A 23,786-nucleotide genomic window follows, 5' to 3' on the forward strand; every position below is an offset into this window, starting at 1 on the left:
TTATAGTACTAATGTCGTGTAGTGAACAAGAACAAATTGTATATTTAACGTTATACGTTGTATTATCAACACATTCGGATGATACAACGCCCAAGGATTCCTATGACTCTCGAAGCCGACATCGAAGCGTTGCGTGAACGCGTCCCGGACACGCAGGAGCTTTATCGTGAGGTTTGCGCGCTGATGTTCTTCCGTTACGGAGAAACGCCGACAGCGAACAAGCTCTATCAACTTGTTCGCAAAGGCAGCATGAGCGCTCCGGCGAAAGCCTTGCGGGATTTCTGGACGGAAGTCAGGGACAAGACGCGGGTCGACGTCGGGCAACCAGATTTGCCGGTAGAGGTCGCGAGCGCCGCTGGCGAACTGGCGGCGACGCTTTGGCGGCTATCGGGCGACGCGGCCAATGCGGCGCTGGAAGTCTTCAGGCAAGACGCGCAGCGCGAAATAGCCGAGGCACGCGAGCATGCACGAGGATTGGCTGCGGAACGCGACACTGCGATCGCCGCCGCCGAGCAGACGTCCCGCGACGCCGCAAACGTTCGCATTGAAAACGCAAAGCTGCTCGCGCGCCTCGTCGAACTGGAAACCGCCAAAACCATGCTCGCTGATCAGCTCGCGCAGTCCAGAAACGAAAGCGCGGTGGCCGCCACGGCGCTGTCGGAAGCCAGACGGGAATTCGCCGAGGAGTTGAGCAAGCTACGCGTCATGCACAATCAGAGCGAACAGCGCCTCGCCGCGACTGAAAAGCGGGCGCTCCTGGAGATCGACAGCGAGCGGACGGCCGCGCGCCAGACGCGCCAGGAACTGCAGGCCGCTATCGATCGGATGGCCGAGGCGCAGGCCACGCATCAGGCAGAACGAGATGAGCTGCGCGATGCGCTCGCTGCGGCGAAAACCCAGTTGGCGACGTCGATGACACGTTGCGCGAGCGTCGAAGGAGAACTCGCATCACGGGACATTGCGCTCGACGAACAAATCGCGGCGAGCGAACTCCTTCGCAAAAAGCTTGAAGCGCTGTCTCGTCAACTGGTGGAAAGCGGGCGCCCTGCTGCTACGTCCTCACCCTCTTCTCGCCGCCCGTCATCAGCCAGGAGACGGGACGTGCGCCGCGATTTGAAGTTCACGGAAACAGCGGCGGTTCGCAGGTCAACCTCGGAAAGCCAGTGAAATAGCTGACGCAACGTGGTACGCGCGTGTGATTTTAGATAATGGGCGCTCCGCCCGTCACCGCGATCGTTGCGCCCGAGATATAGCTCGCTTCATCGGAGGCGAGCATCACATAGGCGGCGGCCAGTTCGGCCGGCTGCCCTGGGCGTTTCATCGGCACCTGCTCGCCGAACTTCTCTACTTTTTCGCGCGGCATGGTCGACGGAATCAACGGCGTCCAGATCGGCCCGGGCGCGACACAATTCGCCCGTATGCCCTTCTCCGCCAGCAATTGAGCAAGACCGCCGGTGAAATTCTGAATCGCACCTTTGGTGGTCGCGTAGGCGATCAACCCCGGATTGGGATGATCCGCATTGATCGACGACGTATTCACGATCGACGCCCCTGGCTTCATATACTTCACCGCCGCCCGCGTAATCCTGAACATCGCGCCGATGTTGGTATCGAAAGTCTTGTCCCATTCTTCATCGCTGATGTCTTCGAGCGACGGATAGCTCATCTGATAGGCCGCATTGTTGACCAGCACGTCGAGGCGCCCGAACGCCTCGACGGCTCGCTCGACGATCTCCTTGCAGTGCGCCGGGTTCGTGATGTCGCCACGCAGCAGCAACGCCTTGCGGCCGGCCTCCTCCACCCAGCGCGCGGTTTCGCGCGCATCGTCGTCTTCGTTGAGGTAGGAGATCAACACGTCCGCGCCCTCACGCGCGAACGCAATCGCGACAGCGCGGCCGATTCCACTGTCGCCGCCCGTAATGATGGCGGCCTTGCCGGCAAGACGCCCTGAGCCCTTATACGATTGCTCGCCGTGATCCGGTTGCGGCTTCATGGGCGCGGTTTGCCCCGGCGTCTGGTCCTGCTGCTGGTTTGGAAACGGTGGCGTGGGACGTTGCGGGTCGGTCATGGCGATCTCCAGAGCGCGAATGAACATACGCGGCGCGCTAAAAGCACGCGGCGGCTGCCGTAGACGCAGCAACGTTCGGGCCCGCGCGCATCGCCGTACCGAATCCGCGTCAGGCATGCGTGCTGCTCAACGGCGTGGTCGGCACGGCATGCGCGGTTAGCTCCCGCAGACGCGCCAGCCCCGGCGCAGCCAGATAGGCGATTTCATAGCCGACGACACCCTCGATCGCGCGCAGCGGCGCAGAGCTCAGCGTAAAACGCGCGAGCTTCCAGTTGAATGCACGAGGCCCACGAGCGAGACGACGACATCGTCGCGCGTGGCAAGCCGGTGACGAAACTGCAGTTGAGCCGCAACGACTTCAGCCAGCCGCAACCGGGCGTCAAACAACTCGCCGCGCTCAAGGCCGCTGCGCCTATTCTCACGCAGGAGCAACTGGTTAAACCGGATAAGAACCTGAACCAGATCATCGACGCGTTGATCGATGCAAAGCCCGCGCAGCCAATTATCGCGGCCGACGCAGGCAAGTAAGCCGACCACACCGCCATGGCTACCGACGATTCACTGTCGCTCGAGGACTCCGCATCAACCGGTCGATGGCATCGCGAAGCGCCACCACGACGCGATCCACTGAAGACCTGGCGCGTGGCGGGACTTGCGTTGCCGCCATCGACACAGCGAGGCCGCGCGACAGGCGCGACTTGTTGTTGACGGAACTGCGTGCGCAGTTACTGGACGGATTGAACGGGACTGTCGGGCAGCACTGAACGTCCCGGATCGGCGCACAGGTCACGCCAACGAGCCGTGCCCCGGTCCATGCACAAACACAGCGCGTTAGGGCATCGCCACGCCACGCTCTCTGCTGCGCGCCGTGCCGGCCTCGGTTTCCGTGTCGGTGCCAGTGACGTGAACCGCTGGCGCGCGCAACAACACACGAGACGCAATCCATTGCAGCGCAGAGCACAAAACCAGATACACGATCCCGACGAACACGAAAATCTGCGCGGGGTAAATCATCAGACGGCTGTTGACCTGATTGGCGAGAAAGGTGAATTCCGGCACCCCAACGATATACGCGAGCGAAGTATCTTTAATGAGCGACACCCACTGATTGACGAACGACGGCATCATCACGCGTACCGCCTGCGGCAGCACCACATAGCGTAACGCTTGCCAACGCGTCAGCCCGAGTGACAGCGCCGCGTTCTGCTGGCCCGCTCCGATCGAGACGATGCCCGCATGTACCGAATGCGACAGATACGCGCCACCGATCAACGACAGCGCGCACACCACCGCCGCCAGACCCGGCACGTCGACATGCAGCAGAATCGGCATCAGGAAGAACGTCCAGAAAATCAGCATCAGCACCGGAATCGCCCGGAAAAACGCGACGATTCCGAGCAGAAGCAGATGCGTGACGCCGCGCGTCATCGAGAGCGCCACACCGCCTGCCAGACCTACCGCAGCGGACAGCAGCGCCGACACCACCGACAGCACCACAGTCAACGCCGTGCCACCCAGCGGCCCATTGGGGAACGCACCTAGCAGCAGATATCGCAGCGTCGGCAGCCATTCGAGCGCACTCATGCATGCCCCCTTTGCAACGCACGGACACCTGTGCGTTGCCAGATCACCAGCGCCGTTTCGATCAACGCGATGGTGACGACATACAGCACGGTTGCCGTACCGAAGGCCTGAAAAGTCCGGAAGCTCTCCGTGTCGACCTGACGCGACATATACGACAGCTCGGCCACGCCGATCGCCATTGTCAGCGACGAGTTCTTCACGATATTCATGTATTGCCCCGCGAGCGGCGGCGTGGCGATACGCACCGCTTGCGGCAAGATCACATGACGTAAGGCGGCGTAACGCGTCATGCCCAAGGCGGCGCCGGCCTGATATTGCGCGACGCCCACGCCGCGAATGCCGGCGCGAAACTCTTCGGCGATAAAGGCGGTGCTGTAGCAGGTCAAGCCGAGCCAGCCCGCGAACAGCTCGAAGCTCGGCCAGCGCAGAACAATAGGCCCAACGTTCAACAGATGCGGCGCGTTCAGCCACGTCATCCACAGCTGGGGCAGCAGCGTCGCCGCGCCGAAGTACCAGAATAGCAACTGCACCAGCAGCGGCGAATTGCGAAACACGAGCACATAGAGCCGTGCCGCAGTGGCGACCGTGCGATGTTGGGAGATTTGAGCCATGGCCAGCCCGAAGCCTAGCAACGTGGCGCATACGCTTACGCAAGCCGACAGAACCAGGGTGATGACAAAGCCATGTGCGAGCCAGTCGAGATAGCGAGGCTCCAGCCAGAGATTCATGAAATGCATTCGAAAAACCGCGGTCCTCTATCAGCAAGACGGCCCGGCCGCGCGTTTCGAGTCATGACCGGGCCGTATTCAGGCGCTTAGAAAGCGACGTACGTCAGCTCTTTTGCGCGTCGCCGATCTTGAACAAACGTGGCAACGGCGCGGCACTTGTCGGGCCGAACCAGGTGTCGTAAATCTTGCCGGCCGTGCCTTTGGCCTCGAGATCCTTCAACGTCTCGTTGACGACATTCAGCAGTCGCGTCTCGCCCTTCGGCACACCCACGCCTTCGTAGTCGTTGGAGATGGTGAACGGCGGGATCTCGTAGTTCGCCTTATCCGGCACTTTAGCCAGCAACGCGACGAGCTTCGGCCCGTCTTGCGTAATCGCCTGCACATTGCCCGTGCGCAGCGCGGCGAAAGCGAACGGCGTGTCGTCGTATGCGACGATCGTGGCGCCCGGGAATTGCGCGCGCACCTGCTGCTCATTGGTCGTGCCTTTGTCCGCGCCGATACGCAAGCTGTTCAATTGCTGCGGCGACGTGAGCGTGCCCTTCTTCGCGATGAACTGCGTGCCGGACGCAAAATACGGGGTGCTGAAATCCACCTCCTTCTTGCGATCGTCGGTAATCGTGAAGTTGGCGAACACCAGATCCACCTTGCCCGACTTCAGGAAGGCGATGCGGTTGGCCGGATTGGTCGGCTGGATCTCGAGCTTGACGCCGAGCCGGGTCGCAAGAGCACGCGCATAGTCGATGTCGAGCCCGACGATCTGGTTGTTCTTCGGATCGACAAAGCCGAACGGCGGATTGCTGTCGAACGCGGCAACCCGCAACACGCCCGCTTTCCTGATGTCGTCGAGGCGATCCGCGTGCGCGGCGGTAGACAAGACGAGCAGACTTCCGGCAAGCACTGCCCCAAGCACTCTGAAATTCATAGCGGTGGTTTCCTGTTGTTCTTGATGATCCGCGCAAGACGTCGATCGACGTTCTTTCTTGCGCGTGAGCCACTCACTCTACCAACGCTGCCGGACAGAACAAACGAAGCAATTCTCAGGTGCTAAGCGGCGAAAGTCATATCGCCGGCGCTGGAATGCCCGCGTCGCCAAGAGCGGCTCACATCACGCGGGGAAAAACCGGTTTTCAGGCCGCGGCAAACCGAGATTCTCGCGCAGCGTCACGCCTTCATACTCGCGCCGGAACAGCCCTCGCTTCTGCAATTCAGGAATGACTTTATCGACGAAGTCATCGAGGCCGGCGGGAAGGTGCGAGAACATCACATTGAACCCGTCCGAGCCCTCCTCCACCAACCACTGCTCCATCTGATCCGCGATCATCGCAGCCGTGCCGACCATCTCAAGTCCCGAGTAGCCGCCAATGCGCTGCGCGAGTTGACGAATCGTCAGGCCATCACGCTGCGCCCATTCGACCACTCTTTGCCGTGCCGTACGGCTCGCATTGGTTTCGGGGATGTCAGGCAGCGCGCCGTCGGGATCGAAGCCGGACACGTCGTGCCCCAATGCAATCGACAACGAAGCGAGGCCGCTCTCGTAGTGAACGAACGTGTCGAGTCGCGCGCGCGTCTCCTGCGCCTCGTCCAGCGTATCGCCCACCACGACGAAGGCGGCCGGCAAGATCTTCATGTGATCGCGCTGCCGACCGAGTTTCTCCATGCGGCCTTTCACATCGGCGTAGAAGCGCTTTCCGTCAGCCAGATTGCTTTGCGCGGTGAACACCACCTCGGCGGTTTCGGCCGCGATCTGCCGCCCCGCTTCGGATGAACCGGCCTGCACGATGACCGGCCAGCCCTGAATGGGGCGCGCGATATTCAACGGTCCGCGCACGGAGAAGTTGTCGCTCTTGTAGTTCAGCACATGCAGTTTCTGCGGATCGAAGTAGGTACCGGTTGCCGTATCGCGGACAAAGGCGTCGTCGGCCCAACTGTCCCACAGGCCGGTGACCACATCGAAGAACTCGCGGGCACGCCGATAGCGTTCGTCATGCTCGACATGCTCGTCGAGGCCGAAATTGAGCGCGGCGTCCGGGTTCGACGTCGTCACGAGATTCCATCCCGCGCGGCCGCCGCTGATGTGATCGAGCGAGGCGAAACGCCGGGCGACGTGATAAGGCGCGTCGAACGTGGTGGACGCGGTGGCGACCAGCCCTAGCCTTTCGGTTACCGCCGCCAGCGCGGGCAACAGCGTCAGCGGCTCGAACGACGTGACCGTGTGGCTATGCTTGAGCGCATCCAGCGGCATATTGAGCACCGCGAGATGGTCGGCCATGAAGAACGCGTCGAAGCGGCCGCGTTCGAGCGTCTGCGCAAAACGCTTCAGATGGCCGAAATTGAAGTTGGCGTCCGGATAGGCGCCGGGATAGCGCCATGCGCCGGTATGAATCGTCGTGGGACGCATGAAGGCGCCGAGGCGAAGCTGACGTGACATGTGCCGCTCTCCATTGCGAATAGGTCGGGCCAGTTTAATCGCGCTTCGCCACGGCTGCTTGCGGCCGATTCGCGGGTCATTCCCACTCCCGGCCGCCGTGCCGCGCGGATGCGCGCCGGCATCCATCCCAAATGCGTCCCTGAAGAAATACAAAGCACAAAATCTTCGTTCGCCCGGCACGACTCCATCACTAGACTGTGATTCAACTTGTCATAACAAGTACGGACAACCCCGCAAAACCATGACGAAACCCGACCTCGCCAACGTGCTGCCGCTTGCCGCTGCTCCGCTCTACGAGCAGATCAAGACGGAGTTGCGCGCGCGCATTCTCAACGGCACGTATGCGGCCCATTCGCAGATGCCCTCCGAAAACGATCTGTGCGCGATGTTCGACGTCAGCCGCATCACCGTGCGGCAAGCACTCGGCGATCTGCAGAAGGAAGGCCTCGTTTTCAAGCTGCACGGCAAGGGCACCTTCGTTTCCAAGCCGAAAGCATTCCAGAACGTCAGCGCGCTGCAGGGCTTCGCCGAAGCGATGTCGTCGATGGGTTATGAAATCGTCAACCAGCTCAAGCACATCCGTTTCATGCCGGCCACCGCCCAGATCGCTCAGCGCCTGCAGTTGCCCGAAGGCGCGAAAGTAACCGAGATCCACCGCGTGCGCCTGCTCAATCGCGAACCGGTGTCGCTGGAAATCACATGGGTGCCCGAAGCTTTGGGCAAGCGCCTCGCCAATGCGGACCTCGTCACGCGCGACATCTTTCTGATTCTCGAGAACGATTGCGCCGTGCCGCTCGGCCACGCGGACGTCTCCATCGACGCCATTCTCGCCGACGAAGACATCGTCGAAGCATTGAACGTCGAGGAAGGCAGCCCGGTGCTGCGGATCGAACGTCTCACCCATAGCGCGGACGGCACGCCGATCGACTACGAATACCTCTATTTCCGCGGCGATGCATTCCAGTACCGCTTTCGCATCGATCGTCAGAAAGAGAAGAAGAGCACAAGGATGACGAAATGAATACACATGTGATCGAGTACGACCTGGTCGTCGTGGGCGGCGGCACGGCCGGCCCTATGGCTGCCGTCAAGGCCAAGGAACAGAACCCGAACCTCAAGGTACTGCTGCTGGAAAAAGCCAACGTCAAGCGCAGCGGCGCGATTTCGATGGGGATGGATGGTCTGAACAATGCCATCATCCCCGGTCACGCGACACCCGAGCAATACACGCGCGAAATCACCATCGCAAACGACGGCATCGTCGATCAGTCGGCCGTCTACGCTTACGCGCGGCACAGCTTCAAGACCATCGAGGAACTGGACCGCTGGGGCGTGAAGTTCGAAAAAGACGGCACCGGCGACTATGCCGTCAAGAAAGTGCATCACATGGGCTCTTATGTCCTGCCGATGCCGGAAGGCCACGACATCAAGAAAGTGCTGTACCGGCAGCTCAAACGCGCGCGCATTGCGATCACCAATCGGATCGTTGTCACTCGCGTGTTGACCGATGCGCAAGGGCGCGCCTGCGGCGTGCTGGGCTTCGATTGCCGCACGGCCGATTTCTACGTGGTGCGCGCCAAGGCGGTGATCCTCTGCTGCGGCGCGGCGGGCCGGCTCGGCTTGCCGTCGTCGGGATATCTGATGGGCACTTACGAGAACCCCACCAACGCCGGCGACGGCTACGCGATGGCCTATCACGCCGGCGCCGCGCTGGCGAATCTCGAGTGCTTCCAGATCAACCCGCTGATCAAGGACTACAACGGCCCGGCCTGCGCCTACGTGACGGGACCGCTCGGCGGTTTTACTGCCAACGGCAAGGGTGAACGCTTTATCGAATGCGATTACTGGAGCGGGCAGATGATGTGGGAGTTCTATCAGGAACTGCAGAGCGGCAATGGCCCGGTGTTTCTGAAGCTCGACCACCTCGCCGAGGAAACCATTCGGACCATCGAGCAGATTCTGCATACGAACGAGCGCCCGAGCCGCGGACGTTTTCATGCGGGACGCGGCACGGACTATCGCGAGCAGATGATCGAGATGCACATCTCCGAGATCGGCTTTTGCAGCGGTCATAGCGCATCCGGCGTGTACGTGAACGAACGCGCGGAAACCACGGTTGCGGGTCTCTATGCTGCCGGCGACATGGCGGCCGTGCCGCACAACTACATGCTCGGCGCGTTTACCTATGGCTGGTTCGCCGGCCACAACGCCGCGCAATACATCGAGGGCCGCGAGCATGCCGCGCTGGACGACGAGCAGATCGAAGCTGAGCGCTCACGCATCTACGCCCCGCTCGAACGGGACACCGGGCTCGCGCCGGCGCAGGTCGAATACAAGCTGCGCCGCATGGTGAACGACTATCTGCAACCGCCGAAAGTCACGCGCAAGATGGAAATCGGCCAGCAGCGCTTTGCCGAAATCGCCGACGACATCGGCCGGATCAAGGCCGACAATCCGCACGAACTGATGCGCGCCGCCGAAGTGCGGGCGATTCGCGATTGCGCCGAAATGGCCGCGCACGCATCGCTGTATCGCACGGAGAGCCGCTGGGGGCTGTACCACCATCGGGTCGACTATCCGCAGCGCAACGACGCGGACTGGTTTTGCCACACGCATCTGCGCAAGGACGCAACGGGTCGCATGAGCAGCGAAAAACGCGCCGTCGAACCCTACGTGGTGCCACTCGACGCTCACGACAGTCACGCCTATCAGAACTTGCGCATCGGCGAACCCGCGCTTGCCAACGCCTGAGGAGCCACCATGCCGACGACACCGCACAACATTTTCCAGCGCAGCGCCGCACCCGTCACGATCGACGAGGACAAGTGCATTGCCGACAAAGGCTGCACGGTCTGCGTGGATGTCTGCCCGCTCGACCTGCTCGCGATCGATCTGAGCAAAGGCAAGGCCTATATGAAGTTCGACGAATGCTGGTACTGCATGCCTTGCGAAAAAGATTGCCCGACCGATGCGGTCAGGGTCGAGATTCCCTATCTGCTGCGGTAACGACGAAGCATCGCGACGAACCATCCACTTTGAAACACGGCCGCTTATCAACCGGGGTTTAACTCATGAATATCCGTCATCTGCTTGCCACGACGCTCCTCGCGAGCGGCCTGCTGGCGCTCACCGCCGGCGCGGCGCGCGCCGAGACCATCCGCATTGCGATCGGCACTCAGGACACGACGATCAATTGCGCCACCGGCGGCCTGCTGATCCGCGAACTGAATCTGCTCGACAAGTATCTGCCGCACGACGGCAAGTACAAGGACGTCAAATACGACGTGCAATGGAAAGACTTCACGTCCGGCGCGCCGATCACCAATGAGATGGTCGCGGGCAAGCTCGATTTCGGATCGATGGCGGACTTTCCCGGTTCATTGAACGGCACGGCCTTCCAGAAGGCGGGTAAGAAGAGCGTGTTCATTACCGTGCTCTCAGGCAGCATCGAGGGCAGCGGCAACGGCATTGTCGTGCCGGACGACTCGCCGATCCGCTCGGTCGCCGACCTGAAAGGCAAGACGATCTCGGTGCCGTTCGCCTCGGCAGCGCACGGCATGCTGTTGCGGGCCGTGAAGGCACAAGGCTGGAATCCCGACACCGACGTGAACATCATCACGCAGTCGCCGGAAGTGGCAGGCAGCGCGCTAAAGGCGCATAAGATCGACGCCCATGCCGACTTCGTGCCGTTCGCCGAACTGTTCCCGTTCCGCGGCTTTGCGCGCAAGATTTACGACGGCGCGCAGACGCATGCGCCGACCTTCCACGGCACGCTGGTCGATGCGGACTACGCGAAGCGCTATCCGGAGGTGGTGGTCGCGTATCTGCGCGCGGTGATCGAAGCCAACCAGCTGTTCGCGCAAGATCCGGAGAAGTACAGTCAGCTGATCCAGAAAGTGACCGGCATCGACGCCGAAGTCAATTATCTGTTCCACGGGCCGCTCGGTCTGCAAACGCGTGATCTGACGTGGAAGCCCGAATACCGCCAGGCGACGGTCACGGCCATCAGCACGCTCAAGCTGCTGAAGAAGACCGACGTCGATCTGGATGTGAACACCTTCATCGACGATCGCTATATCCGCGAAGCGTTCAAGCAATCCGGCCTGAACTACGACGCGGCGCTCAAGAACTACGCGAAGCAACCGCTCGTCGCCGATGACGCGCAAACCGGCAAGCGCATCACCGATCTGCGCAGCGTCACGCAGGTCTGGGTCGATGGCGAAGGCAAGGTGCGCAACTACGCGTCGGCCCAGGAAGCGTTTGCCGCGGTCAATACGTTCGAACGAGGCGGCAAAAAAGTGCGCGTCGTCTACATCCAGGATCATTCGAGCGGACTGAAGCTCTTTGCCAATCAGGCCTGGTACGTGAAGGATGCCAAGGGCAACCTCGCCGGATTCCTTCTGAAAGAAAACGCGGATAGCTACGCGAAACAGGTGAACGGCAATGTCGTGGATTTCGCCGCCGCCAAAACCGACGCGACACAAGCCGTCGCGGCGCGCTGAGCGCCGAGCCGCGGCCTGCCTCACTCAGGAGAGTCCTCGATGTCAGCCATTCTTGAAGCAGCGCAAACCGCAAGCATCCGGCGCGCCGCAGCCGATCAGCAGATCTGGAGACCAGCGCGCCTTATCCGCGCGTTGGCCAGGATGGCCGCCGTCCTGGCGTGCGTGGGGATCTGGCAAGTGCTCGCCGAACATCATGTCTCGTTCGGCTTCGTGACCTTCGCCAATGTGCCGGCGCCGAGCGATGTCGTGCCGGCGGCGTGGGCCCTGCTCCACTCGCCGAAGCTGCCGATGCATCTGCTGTCGAGCCTCACGCGCGTGCTGGTTGGCTTTGTTGCGGCGAGCGTCGTCGGCATTGGACTCGGGCTCGCTATCGGCCGCTATCGCGCGTTCGAAGACACCTTGCTGCCGCCGCTCGAAGTATTGCGGCCGATTCCCGCGGTCGCGTGGATCCCGCTCGCCATCCTGATGTTTCCTTCATCGGAGATGAGCATGATGTTCATCACTTTTATCGGCGCGCTCTTTCCGATCCTGCTCAACACGATTCACGGCGTGGAAGGCGTCGATCCGCGGCTGGTCGCGACGGCGCGTTCGCTCGGCACGCGAGGCGGCGCACTGTTCAGCGAAGTGATCCTGCCCGGCGCCGCACCCGCCATCGTCACGGGCCTGTCGATCGGCATGGGCACCGCGTGGTTCTGTCTGGTGAGCGCCGAGATGATCGCGGGTCAATACGGGATCGGCTATTTCACATGGGAGTCGTACACGTTGCAGAACTACGCGGACATCGTCGTCGGCATGCTGCTGATCGGCGCGTTGGGCATGGGCAGCAGTCTGCTGGTGAGGCGTGCCGGCCTCGCGCTGATACCGTGGTACCGCATGGAGGCGTCGCAGCGATGAGTACGCCATTGCAATCGAAACCGGCGGGCCGCATCGACGTGCGGGCTCTGAGCGTCGAAGTGGGCTTGCGTGAGCAGCGTTTCACCGCGCTCGATCGCCTGGACTTCAGCGTCGAACCGGGCGAATTCGTCTGCGTGCTGGGACCGTCGGGATGCGGAAAATCCACCCTGCTGGCCGCGCTCGCCGGTCATGTGTCGGCCAGCGCGGGAGAGATCGCCGTCGACGGCGAACAAGTGCTGCGTCCGCATCCGGAACGCGGCCTCGTGTTTCAGCAGCACACACTGTTTCCATGGAAGCGCGTGATCGACAACGTCGCGTTCGGCCTGAAGATGAAGGGCCTCGCCGCCGACGAGCGGCGCCGCCAAGCGAGCGACCTGCTCGATCTGGTCGGCTTGAGCGGATTTGGCACACGCTATCCGGCACAGTTGTCGGGCGGCATGCAGCAGCGCGTGGAAATCGCACGCGCGCTGATCAACCGGCCGCGGGTGCTGCTGATGGACGAGCCGTTCGGCGCGCTCGACGCGCAAACGCGCCGCATGATGCAGGCCTTGCTGCTCGACGTGTGGACGCAGGTCCCCACGACCGTGCTGTTCGTCACGCACGATATCGACGAAGCGCTGTTTCTCGCCGACCGCATTCTCGTGCTCTCGCAGCGGCCCGCGCGCATCGTCGCCGATCTGCGCGTGACGTTGCCGCGTCCACGCGACGACGAGACCACGACCGAAGCGCGATTCGTCGAGATCAAGCGGCGCTGCCTCGCATTGCTGCGCGAAGCGGCGGCATGACGACTTCGCCTGCCCGAGCGGCGTAATGGCCAGATCCGTTCCACTCCAGACATCACTCCTTTCATGACCGATATTTCGCTTCCGCTGACCTTCGACCCCGCCTCTCTCGATCCGGAAGCCGCCGAACTGCTGCCGCGTTTGACATCCGCGGACGCCGCGGTGCGCCGCATCGCCCTGCTCGCGCTTGCCGATCTCGAGGACGAAGCCGTGCTCGAACCGATCGTCGCCGCGTTGCGTCGAGACACGTCGTCGGAAGTTCGCGCGCAGGCCGCTCAGGTGCTCGGTGCGTGGGAACGCGCCGATGCGGTAGCGGCGCTCTGCGAGGCGCTGGCGGATCCTGATGATGAAGTCCGCGAAGCGGCCGCGCAGAGTCTGTCCGGTTTGAAGGACTCGCAATCGGGTCCCCTGCTCGTAGCCTGGACCACGCACCATGATCCGTTCGTGCGCCAGGCGGTGCTTCGCGGGCTACGCGAGTTGCGCTATGCCGGCGCACTCGACCCCGCGCTGGACGCGCTGACAGCGAGCGAAGACCTCGTGCGGCTCGAAGCCGTGAGCGTGCTCGGCTGGCTGAAAAGCGAGCGCGCGCTTGGACCCCTCACCAGCATCGCCGCGCAGGATCCGAATGCCGCCGTGCGGCGCGCGGCGATCGGTGCATTGGGGATCGGCGCTGCGTCGACCGAAGACACCGTTGTCGCGTTGCTCGGCGCCTTACGCGATGCCGCGTGGCAGGTCCGTGAAGAAGCGGCGGCCACGCTCGGCAAACTGCGCGCGACGGCCGCAAGAGATGCGCTAATCGACGCTCTTGCCGACGACTACTGGCAAGTCCGGCTGCAAGCGGTCCGCGCTTTGGGCAAGCTACGCGACGCACGCACGAGCACGGCGGTCGCGTCGCTGCTGACGCATGCGATCAGCAATTTGCGCAAGGAAGCGGCCTTGTCGCTGGGCGAACTGGGCGACGCAGCGTCGCTACCGGCCTTGCAGGCAGCCGCGACGGATCCCGATCCGGAAGTCCGCAAGGCGGCGCGGATCGCCTCGACTCAAATCGAAAGCGTGCGGTGATGAGCGCCCCTCGGCAGATCACGGTCCACGCCGCGAGCGGGCGATTGTCCCTCACGTGGGATGACGGACGCACGCAATCGATCGACAACACAACGTTGAGAGAACGCTGCCCTTGCTCGACATGCCGTCGCCTCGCGCATGCGGGCGAGGCGCGACTCGATTCGTCGCGCGTCGCGATCGTCGATATGCAGCCGATGGGCTACGGCATGCAGATCGTGTTCAGCGATGGCCACGCGCAGGGGATTTACCCGTGGGAATACCTGAAGAGACTGGATTGAATACAGCCATCAGGGCCGATGCTCATCTTCTGCGTCAGCAAGCCTTTAGTCTGTGCCGACATATCGATACCAGAATTCTCGCGCGGCTCACTGGATTCTCGGCGCCTCTCTCGCATGTCGCCACGAACAAATCCATCGATCCATATTCGCCAGTGAACTAGCGAAATCAAACCCGGCGGTTGCGCCACAAGCGCCTCGTCAGGCACCGGCCAACGCGCAACGGGCGCGGATGGCAGAAAACGGCGTATCACTGGCACGCTTTACCGGTCGATTGCGCCTCACCCAGAGGCGACTCCGACGGATACTTGGACATCACCGGGCGGTGCTCACAGCGAATCGATAACGCTGTCCGGGCATTGCCCGAACGACACGAAGTCCATCGCCTCACGAGGCACTATCTTTGTCCAGGAGAAATTCGATGAGTACGACCATTGCCGGCATTCACATTCCAGACAGCCGTCTCGCGAGGGCAGCAACCGATCTGGTCCGCGACACCGAGAACGATCTGCTTTTCAATCACTCGCGCCGCGTGTTCCTGTGGGGTGCGTTGACGGGAGCGCGCCGCAACCTCGCGTACGACCCCGAGTTGCTGTACATCGGCGCGATGTTTCATGACATGGGCCTCACGCCGGGCTACAGCAGCAAAACAGATCGCTTCGAAGTCGACGGCGCCAATGCCGCGCGCGACTTTCTCAAGAGCCACGGCGTCAACGAGTACGACATCGAACAGGTCTGGTTGTCGATCGCGCTTCACACCACGCCGGGTGTGCCCGAGCATCTGAAGCCGGTCGTCTCGCTGGTGACCGCGGGCGTGGAAATGGACGTGCTCGGCATGCGGTATCACGAGTTCGACGACGCGCAACGCGTCAGCGTGGTGGCCGCGCATCCGCGCGAGCAGGACTTCAAGAACAAGATCATCGATGCGTTTGCGCAAGGCACGATCAGCAAACCCGAAACCACGTTCGGCAACGTCAAAGCCGATGTCCTCGAGATGAAAGATCCCAATTACAAGCGGCTGAATTTCTGCAAGATCATTCTCGGCTCGGCATGGGACGACAGCAAGGCAGGTCACGTTCATCACGCTGGATGCAGTCACGGCGCAGCGGCGGAATAACTGCTTGCGCAACACGGCCGGCGCTTTGCGTGCCGGCCGCTGCAGGACTCAGGGCGCGCCGAACCGGAAAGCCGATGGCGCGCCACAGCTGTTGGCGCGGCCATATTTCAATCGGCCGTTGCGAGCCTTACTTCACGATTTATCCGTTGGTCGCGGCGTCAGCATCAGCGCCAGCGCTGCGACGCCGAGCACCAGCAACACTCCGCCATAGAGCGTGGAATTGCGCGTGTCGAACAGCACACCGTGAATGACCATCGCCATGCCGCCCAGCGCGACGAACACCGCGATGGCCGCGAATACGATCCGACGTTCGGCGCGAATCATGGCGCTCTCCCGCAAGATGTTGGTGCCGTAAGACGCACAGGAACAACGGAAGACCTCGAACCGCGCAGTATTTTTTCTGGCAACCAGCGTTGCGCGCTGCAGCCGGGTCTTCCGCTCGGGTCATCGCGATGAGCCGGTGCGCTCATGCTTCGACGATGCCTGTCGGAAAGCTTGCGTCGGTTCGCCTTGAAGCCGTTGCAAGTCAGTTTATAAGCCGGTCTGTCAGCCGGTCATCGAATCTCGGTTACGGCGATCACGTGCGTCGTCAGCCGGAAACCTCAATCTATCGTAGGCGGCGAACGGGCAATAGTAAATACGGGTAACCATGCCGCTCGCCGCCTGCGCCGCCCTCAATGACCGCCCGCTCCCGCCGCCGCAGCCGAACTGGCGCGATCCGGCTTCGTCACCCAGATCAGCGGGATGATCAGTACGAAGAGCACCGCCGACAGCCAGAAAATATCGTTCAGTCCCAGCATGGCCGCCTGGGCATTCATCGAACGTTCGAAGAACGCCATCGCCTGGGCGTGACTGCCTCCCAGCGAACTTTGCAGCGCATCCAGTGCCGACGTGTACGTCGGATTGTTCACGCTCGTCTGCTCGGCCAGTTGCGAATGATGCAGGATCGTCCGGTCGTTCCATCCGGTCGAAGCCAGCGACGTTCCCACCGCGCCGGCGAACACCCGCGCGAAATTCGACAGGCCCGCTGCGGCCGGAATCCGGTCGGGCGTAAGGCCGGACAAAATGATGGCGGTCAGCGGCACAAAGAAAAGGGCCGTCGGGATACCTTGCAACAGCGTCGGCAAAACCAGCGTCCATGTATCCACGCCCGTGGTGTAGTTCGAGCGCATGAAGAACACGCCGGCAAAACCGACGAAAGCCAGCGTCGCCAGGACGCGCGCATCCGACTTCGGCATGATCTTCGCCATGACCGGCGCGAGAATCACGGCGAAGATGCCTAGCGGCGCGGTGGCCAGACCGGCATCGACGGAACGGTAGTTCAGATACTCTTGCATCCACTGCGGCAACAGCACGAGGTTGGAGAAAAACACCGCGTACGCCACCGAAATCGCAACCGTGCCGCCGAGGAAGTTGCGCTTTCCGAACAACCGCAAGTCGACGATCGGGTTCTTTTCAGTCAACTCCCAAATCACGAAGAACGCGAAGCTGATCGCCGCGAACACAGTCAGGGCGACGATCACCGGCGAGTTGAACCAGTCGAGATCCTTGCCCTTGTCGAGCATGATCTGCAACGAGCCAACCCATGCGATCAGCGAGAGCAGGCCGACCTTGTCAATCGGCAAACGCTTCGTCGGGGTTTCGCGGGTGCGATAGATCGCCCACGTCACGCCGGCCGCGAACAGGCCCACCGGGATGTTGATGTAGAAGATCCATGACCATGAGTAGCTGTCGGTGATCCAGCCGCCGAGCGCCGGACCCGCAATCGGACCGACCGTCGCGGTCATCGCCCACAAGGCGAGCGCGGTCGAAGATTTTTCCTTCGGATACGAGCCGAGCAGAATCGCTTGCGACAGCGGAATCAACGGACCGGCCACCGCGCCCTGCAGAATCCGCGCGGCGAGCAACACCGGCAGATTGGGTGCAATCCCGCACAACCATGACGACAGCACGAACAACAGAATCGCCCACACGAACAACTTGATCTGCCCGACGCGCTGCACGAGCCAACCGGTCAACGGAATAGCGATGGCGTTGGCGGCGGCGAACAGCGTGATCACCCACGTGCCCTCGTCCACCGAGACGCCGAGATTGCCGGCGATGGTCGGAATCGCCACGTTCGCAATCGATGAATCCAGCACGTTCATAAACGTGGCGAGCGCCACGGCAAGCGTCGCCAGCACCAGCTTGCCGCCAGTCAGCGGCGGCAGCGTGGCCGGCTTCGTCGATCCATTCATTTCATCACCTGTCGGGAACGGTAAAACAATCTGACTTATCAGTTAAACGCGCGAAAAAAAAACGGCGCTCGGTGGCCGCGGGTTCAGCCTGCCTTGCGTGCGGCGTTTTTCTGCGCGGTGCTCGCGGCCATCTCGTGCTTCGCCGGCATGTTCTGCGCGATGATCCGCGCGATCTCCGCGTCGGCTTCGTCGCCGTATTGCGCGAATACGTCCGTGTGGTACGAGGTGTTGACCGCCGCGCCGAGTTGAGCGCCGGTTTCCTCGTGAGTGTCGACGTCGACCTGCATCGACAGGCCGATCCGCAACGGATGCGCATTCAATTCATTTTGATCGAGCTGGATCCGCGCCGGCAGACGCTGCACGACCTTGATCCAGTTGCCGGTGGCGTTCTGCGCGGGCAGCGTGGCGAACGCCGCGCCCGTGCCCGCCGAAAAGCCCACCACCCGGCCGTGATACTTGACGCTGGAGCCGTACACATCCGCTGTGAGCGTGACGGGTTGGCCAATGCGCATGTGCCTCAGTTGGCCTTCCTTGAAGTTCGCGTCGACCCACACGCCGTCGAGCGGCACGATCGCCATCAACGGGTTGCCCGGCGCGACGCGCTGGCCGACCTGCACCGAACGGCGCGCGACATAGCCGGTCACCGGTGCGGGCAAGGTGTTGCGCGCGTAACTCAGGTAGGCGTCGCGCACTTTCGAGGCGGCGGCCTGCACGTTCGGATGCTGTTCGATCGACGTGCGGTCGGTCAGCGCGTGGTTGGCCTCGGCCTGCTGACGGGCGGCGTCGAGCGCGGCCTGCGCGGAGCTGACGGCGTCGCGAGCGTGGGCGATGTCCTCGCCCGACACCGCGCCTGTTTCGGCCACCGCCTGACGACGTTTCAGGTCGTCGTTGGCGCGGGCGAGATCCGATTGACGTTGCGCGATGGTCGCCGCATAGAAATCGTTGTTCACGTACAGGCCGCTCACCTGCCGCACGGTCTGGCCGAGCGTCGCTTCCGCGTTCGACAGTGCGACCTTCGCGTCGGCGTTATCCAGGGTGACGATGGGGGCGCCCTGCTTGACGATCTGCGTGTCGTCCGCGTTGACCGCGACCACCGTGCCGCTCACTTGCGGTGTCAGTTGCACGAGGTTGCCGCTCACGTATGCGTCGTCGGTGGACTGATAGTAGCGGCCGGTCGTGAAGTAGTACGCGCCGTAGCCCGCACCGGCCAGCACGACGCTGGCCGCGAGCAGGGAGAGCAGTAGTTTGCGCGTCGTGGGCGTCTGCGCTTGCACGGGTTGGTCCGCGTCCGTCGTCGCGCGCTTGGTGTCGATCGTATCGCTCATGATGGGAGTCCTGACTGATTGGGAAAGGGTCGCGATGGCGCTTTAGCGAGCGGCGGCGACGATGGGGTTGGCGGATGCTGCTGGAACGACGGCGCCGCTGCTGGCGACAGAATCGGCGTTGTCGACATAACCGCCGCCGAGCGCCGCGGCCAACGCGATCTGCTGGTCGCGCCGGTTCATCTTCAGATTCGCGACCTGCTGGTCCGCGGCGAGCGCGGTAGTGTCGGCGTTCAGCACGGTCAACTGATTCGTGAGGCCGGCCTTGTATTGCGTGAGCGCCAGTTGATCGGCGCCGCGGGCGGCTTCCTGGGCGGCTTGCGCGTCGGTGAGCTGCTCGTCCGTCGAACGGATTTGCGCGAGTTGCGTCGCCACTTCGGACAAGGCGGTGACGAGCGTCTGGTTATACGTGGCGACGGCGTAGTCGAAATCGGCGTAACGCCCTTTCAATTGCGCGCGCAATTGACCGCCGTCGAAAATCGGCAGATGGATCGCTGGGCCGACCGACGCCGTGCGGCTCGCCGCCGTCAGGAAACGGCCGAAACCGAATGCGTCGAGACCGATCGCGGCGCTCAGGTTGATGTCGGGATAGAACTCGGCCTTGGCCTCTTTCACGTCGTGCGTGAGCGCGTCGACGCGCCATTTCGCCGCGACCAGGTCCGGGCGGCGGCTCACCAGATCGGCCGGCAGGTTGTCGGGCAGACGCACTTCGTCGCCTACGCCGAGCGTCGGCCGAGCGATGGCGAGACCGCGGTCCGGTCCGGCGCCGAGCAAGGCGGCCAACTGATAGCGCGTCGTGAGGATGCTGCCGTCGATCGACGCGAGCGTCGCGCGGCTCGTGGCGAGATTCGCCTGCGCCGTCTTGCGTTCGACTTGCGTGTCGAGGCCCGTTGCAATGCGGCCGGCCGTAATGCGGTCGATCTGTTCGCGCTGCGTGATTTCTTCCTGCGCGATGTCGCGCAACGCATAGAGCCGCGCAAGCTGGTTGTAGTCACGCGCGGTAGCCGACGTGAGGGACAGCTTGACGACTTCCGCGTCCGCCTGGGTCGCCTGCAACTGCGACAGCGAGGCCTCCAGGGCTTCGCGATTCTTGCCCCACAGATCGAGATCGTAGGACGCGGACAGCAAGCCCTTGTTCTCCGTTTGCCACGAACCGCCGTACGGCGGCGGCACGAGCGCCGTGCCCGAATACTGCTGGCGCGTCAACGAATAGTCCGCGCCGACTTTCGGCAGGGTGCTCGCCTTCGCCGTGTCGCTGTACGCGGCGGCCGCTGCGACGCGGGCGCGGGCCTGCTCGACCGACGGATTGCCTTTCAGTGCTTCGGCAAGCAAGGCCTTCAGCTGCGCGTCGCCGAACTGGTCGGCCCAATCGGCGGCGGGCCAATGACCGTTGTCCTGCGGAATGCTTTGTTGAGTCGCGTAAGTCTGCGGCTGCGCCATCTGCTTGTCGCTCGAGATACCGGCGTAATTCGCGCAAGCGGAGAGCACGGCCGCGACGATCACCGTCACACCAGCCTTCGCGACCCGCGAGCCGGCTATCCGTGGAATTAACTGTGGTTTCATTTTCTGACTTGTCAGATATATGGTTGAAAAAAACGCCGCGAGCGTCCGCAGCATGATTGGCTGGCCTCGCCTACTCGGCGAGAAACTTGTTCAGCAGACGGCGAAACTCCTCGAACTCGGCTTTCGTAAACCTCTTCAGGCGCCGGTTCAGCACCACCGGAGCGATCGAAGGAAGCTGCACGGCGATCGCGTTGCCCTCTTTTGTCAACTCGAGGTTGACGACGCGGCGGTCTTCGATGCTGCGTGAGCGTTCCAGCAACCCCCTGGCTTCCAGCTTGTCGAGCATGCGCGTCATCAGGCCGGTGTCGATGCCGAGCAGCCGCGACAGTTCGAACGGCGTGGTCGCGACGTTCCAGTGCACGGACAGCAGAATGCCCATCTGCTGACTGGTGATGTCCAGATCCTTCAGCGCAGTGTCCATTTCAGTAATCAGCAAGTTACGTGCTTTGTTGATCGAGAAACCCACGCTCTGCGTCAGGCTGAAATTTTCCGGCGTGTAGTGGTTCATTCATGCCTCCTGTTCGATGGCTTGAACTTTATCTGCAAAGTCAGATATTGTCAAAGATCGATTTCGGCATATGACTGTTTCAGTCACGTGCACAATCGCGCCTCTTCGCGGCTACCGAAAGCGTGAAAAGTGGTCACCTTGATTTAGCCAAAACCGGTCATTTCACAAAGCCACTCGAGCGTTTAATCTGCCCTCACGCTAAATCACCAATGGAAGGACGGAAACCATGAAGATCATGCACGTCGACGCCAGCGCCAAACGCGAGCGGTCCAACTCCCGCGCGTTGAGCCGCTATTTTCTGGAACGCCTGCGCGAAGAAGGCGGCCAGTTCGAAGTCGATTATCTGGATGTGACGATCGACACGCCGCCGCACGTCACCGACGCTTTCGCCATTGCCACCTACACGGCCGCGCCGGATCGCACGCCTGCCATGAAGGCGACGCTGGCCGGCTCGGATGCGCTGTGCCAACGCCTGCTCGCCGCCGACGCGTTCGTCTTCGCCATGCCCATGTACAACTGGTCGATGCCCTCCGCGTTCAAGGCGTTTATCGATAGCGTCACGCGTACGGGCCTGACCTATGTGAACGCGGACGACGGCCGCGTGGTTGGTCAGCTTTCACGTCAGAAGGTGCTCTTCATCACGAGCCGCGGCGCGGATTTGCGTCCGGGCTCGCCTTACGCAGGCATGGATGCGCTCACGCCCTCACTGAAGGCTGCGTTCGGCTTTCTCGGCGTCGCTGATCCGACCTTTGTCGATGCCCAGCCGCTGCAGTTTGCCGATTCCGAAGCGCGCACCGAAGCGCTTCGGCGCGCCCGTGCCGAACTCGACGCGGTGGCGTCGGGCTGGGCGTCGTCGGATTCGAGCAAGGAAAACCAGGATCTCTTGTCAGGAGTCACAGCATGAAAATTCGCACAGTGATCGCGGCGGCCACACTCGCCAGCCTTTCTATTTTGGGGACCTCGCAGTCCGCATTCGCCGCTGACACAACTGCGCAGCACGAGACGATCACGCCTGCGTTCGCCGAGGCGATCGCCAACGTGCCCGGCAAGACAATCACGGCGCTCGTCGTCGACTATGCGCCTGGCGCCAGGTCGCCGTCGCATCGGCACGGTCAGGCGTTCGTGGTCGGCTATGTGCTGTCGGGCGCGATCCGCAGCCGCGTGAACAACGGCGAAGAGCGCGTCTACCATGCCGGCGAGCACTGGACCGAGAAGCCCGGCGTGCATCACACGGTCAGCGAAAACGCGAGCGATACCGAACCGGCGAAGCTGCTGGCGATCTTCGTGGCTGATACGAAAGACAAGAATCTTGTTACGTTCGACAAGAAGTGAATCTGCATTGACACGGACGCGTGAGCGGCGTGCAGGTGAGCACGGGGCTTTTCAAGCCCGAGTGGCCTGCTTGCCGGCTCCGCCGCATTGGCGCTCACACCGGCTGCCGCCAGCCGCCGCCGTTCAGTTTCGGTGCGGCGTTTCTGATGTCGCTTGCGATCGTGCTGGCGGGTTTTTTGTCGGCGGACTGATGCTCTCGGCCGTCAAGCGCTCGCTCGGTGCGAAAGACTGGGGCGTGATGATCGCGGGGCACGGCGGCGCGCTCGACCGCGTCGACTCGATCTGTTTTGCCGCGCCGGTGTTTTTCTACCTCGTGCGTTATCTGTACGTGCCGTAACCGAAAGCCGTTCTGGACTTTTACGCGTTTCGTCCTCGCCGCCGCGCGCGGACTCGACGCGCGTCAGCGGCAAGCCTCGATGCCCTTGCTGATTGCTTGCGCGATACGCGCGATGGTCGCCGGATTGCGCAGCCGGGTTTCCTCGTCGGGGTTCGCGATCACGCCGGCTTCGACGAGCACGGCGGGCATCGGCGCGGTTTTCAGCACAATCAGATCGTCGAAACGATGAATGCCAAGGCGCTGATCCAGCAATGGCCGGTTCTCCCCTTTGATCGGCGTGGCGTGATACAGCGAGGGCTTTTCCCCTGCGGCCAGCATCTGTTCGCCGATGGCCTTCGCGCAGCGCAGGCTCTCTTCGTAATGCGGATTCAGTTGCGACACGAAGATCGCGTAGCCGCGATAGTCGCGGCGACGCCCCGCATCGATCCATGCCTGCTGGAGCGAGTCATGGTGAATCGACACGAACAGATCGGCGCCGGGCGAATGCGTCGAGCGATCCTGCAGCGCGATCTCCTTGCCGTCGGCGGAGGTGCGCGCGACGTGATCGCCATACGCTTGCAGGTCTTGCGCGACAGCCGCGCTCAGATCCAGGTTGTAGAGATATTCGACACGACCGCTTGCGCCGGTCGCGCCCGGCCGCTGCGGCGTGTGCCCGGTGTCGACGACGATATAAGCCGCCTCGCACGGAACGGCGCCCAGCGCCGCGACGGTAAAGCTGGCGAGCAGCGCGCGCCGTGTCCATGCGGCGTAACGCGAGGCGATAACCGCATGTTTCTGTCGTTTCGACGCCGTGATCACAATCGAGTCCTTTTTATTGAGCTTCGGCACGCGGACTTTTGAAATGCCGGATTGCCTGCGAGTGCTTGCGATTGCCTTCATTCAGCGCGCCGGCATTCATAAACGATGATATTCGCGGCGGTCTTAAACTAGAAATGTGCGATACGTTTTTTTTCGGCGGAAATGATCAGCGGGATTTTAATCGAGCGAGTTGCTCTGCGGTTGATTTTCACTCGCACTGTATCGGGTCAGTGCGCCGCAATTGTTAAT

At 62.3% G+C, this 23,786-nt stretch carries 23 protein-coding genes and 2 pseudogenes; 14 read left to right on the forward strand and 11 right to left on the reverse strand.

The window, feature by feature from the left end:
- The first annotated feature begins 102 nt into the window (after nucleotides 1-102).
- Nucleotides 103-1,167 carry a DNA-binding protein gene (locus ACQKRQ_RS14465; protein ID WP_427477728.1) on the forward strand — a complete coding sequence of 355 codons (1,065 nt, stop codon included), beginning with the start codon at nucleotides 103-105 and terminating at the stop codon, nucleotides 1,165-1,167.
- 34 nt (nucleotides 1,168-1,201) lie between these two features.
- Here ACQKRQ_RS14465 and ACQKRQ_RS14470 read toward each other — a convergent pair whose 3' ends face one another.
- Nucleotides 1,202-2,068 (reverse strand): SDR family oxidoreductase, encoded by an 867-nt coding sequence (locus ACQKRQ_RS14470; protein WP_132374575.1) that lies wholly within the window; start codon nucleotides 2,066-2,068, stop codon nucleotides 1,202-1,204.
- Between the two features lie 324 nt (nucleotides 2,069-2,392).
- On the opposite strand from ACQKRQ_RS14470, the pseudogene ACQKRQ_RS14475 reads away from it, so the two are divergent.
- A pseudogene (locus ACQKRQ_RS14475) lies at nucleotides 2,393-2,596 on the forward strand (ABC transporter substrate-binding protein); the annotation flags it as partial.
- A gap of 303 nt (nucleotides 2,597-2,899) precedes the next feature.
- Here the strand turns inward: ACQKRQ_RS14475 and ACQKRQ_RS14480 are convergent.
- The 4 genes from ACQKRQ_RS14480 to ACQKRQ_RS14495 form a co-directional block, all read right to left on the reverse strand.
- Nucleotides 2,900-3,652, reverse strand: a complete 753-nt coding sequence (locus tag ACQKRQ_RS14480) for an amino acid ABC transporter permease (RefSeq protein WP_427477731.1) — start codon at nucleotides 3,650-3,652, stop codon at nucleotides 2,900-2,902.
- Nucleotides 3,649-4,389 (reverse strand): amino acid ABC transporter permease, encoded by a 741-nt coding sequence (locus ACQKRQ_RS14485; protein WP_427477733.1) that lies wholly within the window; start codon nucleotides 4,387-4,389, stop codon nucleotides 3,649-3,651. The genes ACQKRQ_RS14480 and ACQKRQ_RS14485 overlap by 4 nt, the downstream gene beginning before the upstream one ends.
- Nucleotides 4,390-4,483: 94 nt before the next feature.
- Nucleotides 4,484-5,302, reverse strand: coding sequence for an ABC transporter substrate-binding protein (locus tag ACQKRQ_RS14490; RefSeq protein WP_427477735.1), 819 nt, complete (start codon nucleotides 5,300-5,302; stop codon nucleotides 4,484-4,486).
- A gap of 183 nt (nucleotides 5,303-5,485) precedes the next feature.
- A complete protein-coding gene (locus ACQKRQ_RS14495; RefSeq protein WP_427477737.1) occupies nucleotides 5,486-6,808 on the reverse strand; it encodes an LLM class flavin-dependent oxidoreductase in 1,323 nt (440 codons plus the stop codon).
- Between the two features lie 241 nt (nucleotides 6,809-7,049).
- Between ACQKRQ_RS14495 and ACQKRQ_RS14500 the strand changes: the two genes are divergently transcribed.
- The 9 genes from ACQKRQ_RS14500 (at nucleotide 7,050) to ACQKRQ_RS14540 (ending at nucleotide 15,440) form a co-directional block, all read left to right on the forward strand.
- On the forward strand, nucleotides 7,050-7,829 hold the full coding sequence (locus ACQKRQ_RS14500; protein WP_427477739.1) for a GntR family transcriptional regulator: 780 nt from the start codon (nucleotides 7,050-7,052) through the stop codon (nucleotides 7,827-7,829).
- Nucleotides 7,826-9,559: a fumarate reductase/succinate dehydrogenase flavoprotein subunit gene (locus ACQKRQ_RS14505; protein ID WP_427477741.1), complete on the forward strand. Its 1,734-nt coding sequence runs from the start codon at nucleotides 7,826-7,828 to the stop codon at nucleotides 9,557-9,559. The genes ACQKRQ_RS14500 and ACQKRQ_RS14505 overlap by 4 nt, the downstream gene beginning before the upstream one ends.
- Nucleotides 9,560-9,568: 9 nt before the next feature.
- Nucleotides 9,569-9,814, forward strand: coding sequence for a 4Fe-4S dicluster domain-containing protein (locus ACQKRQ_RS14510; protein WP_132374582.1), 246 nt, complete (start codon nucleotides 9,569-9,571; stop codon nucleotides 9,812-9,814).
- Between the two features lie 65 nt (nucleotides 9,815-9,879).
- Complete coding sequence (locus tag ACQKRQ_RS14515; RefSeq protein ID WP_427477743.1) at nucleotides 9,880-11,310, forward strand: ABC transporter substrate-binding protein; 1,431 nt, start codon at nucleotides 9,880-9,882, stop codon at nucleotides 11,308-11,310.
- A 141-nt stretch (nucleotides 11,311-11,451) separates the two neighbouring features.
- Nucleotides 11,452-12,204, forward strand: coding sequence for an ABC transporter permease (locus tag ACQKRQ_RS14520; protein WP_427478341.1), 753 nt, complete (start codon nucleotides 11,452-11,454; stop codon nucleotides 12,202-12,204).
- Nucleotides 12,201-12,989 (forward strand): ABC transporter ATP-binding protein, encoded by a 789-nt coding sequence (locus tag ACQKRQ_RS14525; RefSeq protein ID WP_427477745.1) that lies wholly within the window; start codon nucleotides 12,201-12,203, stop codon nucleotides 12,987-12,989. The genes ACQKRQ_RS14520 and ACQKRQ_RS14525 overlap by 4 nt, the downstream gene beginning before the upstream one ends.
- A 63-nt stretch (nucleotides 12,990-13,052) precedes the next feature.
- Nucleotides 13,053-14,048 (forward strand): HEAT repeat domain-containing protein, encoded by a 996-nt coding sequence (locus ACQKRQ_RS14530; RefSeq protein ID WP_427477747.1) that lies wholly within the window; start codon nucleotides 13,053-13,055, stop codon nucleotides 14,046-14,048.
- Nucleotides 14,048-14,326 (forward strand): DUF971 domain-containing protein, encoded by a 279-nt coding sequence (locus ACQKRQ_RS14535; RefSeq protein ID WP_427477748.1) that lies wholly within the window; start codon nucleotides 14,048-14,050, stop codon nucleotides 14,324-14,326. Before ACQKRQ_RS14530 ends, ACQKRQ_RS14535 begins: the two co-directional genes overlap by 1 nt.
- A 418-nt stretch (nucleotides 14,327-14,744) precedes the next feature.
- Entirely contained in the window at nucleotides 14,745-15,440 is a 696-nt protein-coding gene (locus ACQKRQ_RS14540) for an HD domain-containing protein (protein WP_427477750.1), read from the forward strand.
- Nucleotides 15,441-15,572: 132 nt separating this feature from the next.
- Here the strand turns inward: ACQKRQ_RS14540 and ACQKRQ_RS14545 are convergent, their stop codons facing one another.
- The 5 genes from ACQKRQ_RS14545 to ACQKRQ_RS14565 all read right to left on the reverse strand — a co-directional run bounded on the left by ACQKRQ_RS14545 (nucleotide 15,573) and on the right by ACQKRQ_RS14565 (nucleotide 21,070).
- Nucleotides 15,573-15,764, reverse strand: coding sequence for a DUF2964 family protein (locus tag ACQKRQ_RS14545; protein WP_427477752.1), 192 nt, complete (start codon nucleotides 15,762-15,764; stop codon nucleotides 15,573-15,575).
- A gap of 350 nt (nucleotides 15,765-16,114) precedes the next feature.
- On the reverse strand, nucleotides 16,115-17,677 hold the full coding sequence (locus ACQKRQ_RS14550) for a DHA2 family efflux MFS transporter permease subunit (RefSeq protein ID WP_427477754.1): 1,563 nt from the start codon (nucleotides 17,675-17,677) through the stop codon (nucleotides 16,115-16,117).
- Between the two features lie 83 nt (nucleotides 17,678-17,760).
- A complete protein-coding gene (locus ACQKRQ_RS14555) occupies nucleotides 17,761-19,002 on the reverse strand; it encodes an HlyD family efflux transporter periplasmic adaptor subunit (protein WP_427477756.1) in 1,242 nt (413 codons plus the stop codon).
- Nucleotides 19,003-19,044: 42 nt separating this feature from the next.
- Entirely contained in the window at nucleotides 19,045-20,562 is a 1,518-nt protein-coding gene (locus ACQKRQ_RS14560) for an efflux transporter outer membrane subunit (RefSeq protein WP_427477758.1), read from the reverse strand.
- A 70-nt stretch (nucleotides 20,563-20,632) separates the two neighbouring features.
- Entirely contained in the window at nucleotides 20,633-21,070 is a 438-nt protein-coding gene (locus tag ACQKRQ_RS14565; protein ID WP_408176879.1) for a MarR family winged helix-turn-helix transcriptional regulator, read from the reverse strand.
- A 226-nt stretch (nucleotides 21,071-21,296) separates the two neighbouring features.
- Here ACQKRQ_RS14565 and ACQKRQ_RS14570 point away from each other — a divergent pair, with 226 nt between their 5' ends.
- The 3 genes and pseudogenes from ACQKRQ_RS14570 to ACQKRQ_RS14580 all read left to right on the forward strand — a co-directional run.
- The gene (locus tag ACQKRQ_RS14570) at nucleotides 21,297-21,974 is read left to right on the forward strand and encodes an FMN-dependent NADH-azoreductase (protein WP_427477760.1); all 678 of its coding nucleotides are present in this window, start codon (nucleotides 21,297-21,299) and stop codon (nucleotides 21,972-21,974) included.
- A complete protein-coding gene (locus ACQKRQ_RS14575) occupies nucleotides 21,971-22,402 on the forward strand; it encodes a cupin domain-containing protein (protein ID WP_427477762.1) in 432 nt (143 codons plus the stop codon). Before ACQKRQ_RS14570 ends, ACQKRQ_RS14575 begins: the two co-directional genes overlap by 4 nt.
- 119 nt (nucleotides 22,403-22,521) lie before the next feature.
- Nucleotides 22,522-22,739: pseudogene (locus tag ACQKRQ_RS14580) on the forward strand (phosphatidate cytidylyltransferase); the annotation flags it as partial.
- Nucleotides 22,740-22,802: 63 nt separating this feature from the next.
- Here the strand turns inward: ACQKRQ_RS14580 and ACQKRQ_RS14585 are convergent.
- Nucleotides 22,803-23,618, reverse strand: a complete 816-nt coding sequence (locus ACQKRQ_RS14585; protein ID WP_427477764.1) for an N-acetylmuramoyl-L-alanine amidase family protein — start codon at nucleotides 23,616-23,618, stop codon at nucleotides 22,803-22,805.
- Nucleotides 23,619-23,786 lie beyond the last annotated feature (168 nt).

Origin of the sequence: Paraburkholderia sp. NPDC080076 (genome assembly GCF_050281145.1) — a bacterium.
GTDB lineage: Bacteria > Pseudomonadota > Gammaproteobacteria > Burkholderiales > Burkholderiaceae > Paraburkholderia.

What these genes read in the sequence shown, in the direction of transcription:
- ACQKRQ_RS14465 (WP_427477728.1), top strand. Translation starts at nt 103, where the DNA reads ATGACTCTCGAAGCCGACATCGAAGCGTTGCGTGAACGCGTCCCGGAC.
- ACQKRQ_RS14470 (WP_132374575.1), bottom strand. Translation starts at nt 2,068, where the DNA reads ATGACCGACCCGCAACGTCCCACGCCACCGTTTCCAAACCAGCAGCAG.
- ACQKRQ_RS14480 (WP_427477731.1), bottom strand. Translation starts at nt 3,652, where the DNA reads ATGAGTGCGCTCGAATGGCTGCCGACGCTGCGATATCTGCTGCTAGGT.
- ACQKRQ_RS14485 (WP_427477733.1), bottom strand. Translation starts at nt 4,389, where the DNA reads ATGCATTTCATGAATCTCTGGCTGGAGCCTCGCTATCTCGACTGGCTC.
- ACQKRQ_RS14490 (WP_427477735.1), bottom strand. Translation starts at nt 5,302, where the DNA reads ATGAATTTCAGAGTGCTTGGGGCAGTGCTTGCCGGAAGTCTGCTCGTC.
- ACQKRQ_RS14495 (WP_427477737.1), bottom strand. Translation starts at nt 6,808, where the DNA reads ATGTCACGTCAGCTTCGCCTCGGCGCCTTCATGCGTCCCACGACGATT.
- ACQKRQ_RS14500 (WP_427477739.1), top strand. Translation starts at nt 7,050, where the DNA reads ATGACGAAACCCGACCTCGCCAACGTGCTGCCGCTTGCCGCTGCTCCG.
- ACQKRQ_RS14505 (WP_427477741.1), top strand. Translation starts at nt 7,826, where the DNA reads ATGAATACACATGTGATCGAGTACGACCTGGTCGTCGTGGGCGGCGGC.
- ACQKRQ_RS14510 (WP_132374582.1), top strand. Translation starts at nt 9,569, where the DNA reads ATGCCGACGACACCGCACAACATTTTCCAGCGCAGCGCCGCACCCGTC.
- ACQKRQ_RS14515 (WP_427477743.1), top strand. Translation starts at nt 9,880, where the DNA reads ATGAATATCCGTCATCTGCTTGCCACGACGCTCCTCGCGAGCGGCCTG.
- ACQKRQ_RS14520 (WP_427478341.1), top strand. Translation starts at nt 11,452, where the DNA reads ATGGCCGCCGTCCTGGCGTGCGTGGGGATCTGGCAAGTGCTCGCCGAA.
- ACQKRQ_RS14525 (WP_427477745.1), top strand. Translation starts at nt 12,201, where the DNA reads ATGAGTACGCCATTGCAATCGAAACCGGCGGGCCGCATCGACGTGCGG.
- ACQKRQ_RS14530 (WP_427477747.1), top strand. Translation starts at nt 13,053, where the DNA reads ATGACCGATATTTCGCTTCCGCTGACCTTCGACCCCGCCTCTCTCGAT.
- ACQKRQ_RS14535 (WP_427477748.1), top strand. Translation starts at nt 14,048, where the DNA reads ATGAGCGCCCCTCGGCAGATCACGGTCCACGCCGCGAGCGGGCGATTG.
- ACQKRQ_RS14540 (WP_427477750.1), top strand. Translation starts at nt 14,745, where the DNA reads ATGAGTACGACCATTGCCGGCATTCACATTCCAGACAGCCGTCTCGCG.
- ACQKRQ_RS14545 (WP_427477752.1), bottom strand. Translation starts at nt 15,764, where the DNA reads ATGATTCGCGCCGAACGTCGGATCGTATTCGCGGCCATCGCGGTGTTC.
- ACQKRQ_RS14550 (WP_427477754.1), bottom strand. Translation starts at nt 17,677, where the DNA reads ATGAATGGATCGACGAAGCCGGCCACGCTGCCGCCGCTGACTGGCGGC.
- ACQKRQ_RS14555 (WP_427477756.1), bottom strand. Translation starts at nt 19,002, where the DNA reads ATGAGCGATACGATCGACACCAAGCGCGCGACGACGGACGCGGACCAA.
- ACQKRQ_RS14560 (WP_427477758.1), bottom strand. Translation starts at nt 20,562, where the DNA reads ATGAAACCACAGTTAATTCCACGGATAGCCGGCTCGCGGGTCGCGAAG.
- ACQKRQ_RS14565 (WP_408176879.1), bottom strand. Translation starts at nt 21,070, where the DNA reads ATGAACCACTACACGCCGGAAAATTTCAGCCTGACGCAGAGCGTGGGT.
- ACQKRQ_RS14570 (WP_427477760.1), top strand. Translation starts at nt 21,297, where the DNA reads ATGAAGATCATGCACGTCGACGCCAGCGCCAAACGCGAGCGGTCCAAC.
- ACQKRQ_RS14575 (WP_427477762.1), top strand. Translation starts at nt 21,971, where the DNA reads ATGAAAATTCGCACAGTGATCGCGGCGGCCACACTCGCCAGCCTTTCT.
- ACQKRQ_RS14585 (WP_427477764.1), bottom strand. Translation starts at nt 23,618, where the DNA reads ATGAAGGCAATCGCAAGCACTCGCAGGCAATCCGGCATTTCAAAAGTC.